The organism is Pseudomonas sp. 2995-1 (genome assembly GCF_002742505.1).
Taxonomy (GTDB): domain Bacteria; phylum Pseudomonadota; class Gammaproteobacteria; order Pseudomonadales; family Pseudomonadaceae; genus Aquipseudomonas; species Aquipseudomonas sivasensis.
The window spans coordinates 1-295 of sequence record NZ_LJSA01000375.1; the positions used below are offsets into that span (position 1 = coordinate 1).

Sequence of the window (295 nt, forward strand, 5' to 3'; positions counted from 1 at the left end):
CATCTTGGCCAATTAGATTCAGATCAATTTTTTTATGCTGGAATGGCTCTTTTAATTTTTTTAAAAACACCCTACATCACCTCTCCCAGCTGTGATTCATAAATCTTTCGATAAAGGCTAGACTCCGCCAATAATTCATCATGGCTTCCTTTTGCAGACAGTTCCCCATCTTCTATAAGAAGGATTGTATCTGCTTTCATAGTTGTACTCATTTTTTGCGTAATTAAAAAAGTAGTACAAGAATAATCATCTAATGCATCAAGTAGCTTCAATTCCGTTTTCACATCTAATGCAC

Annotated in this window: 1 pseudogene; it reads right to left on the reverse strand. The window is 34.9% G+C overall.

The features are described 5' to 3' along the window. Nucleotides 1–71: 71 nt before the first annotated feature. A pseudogene (locus AOA61_RS17300) lies at nt 72–295 on the reverse strand (ABC transporter ATP-binding protein/permease); the annotation flags it as partial.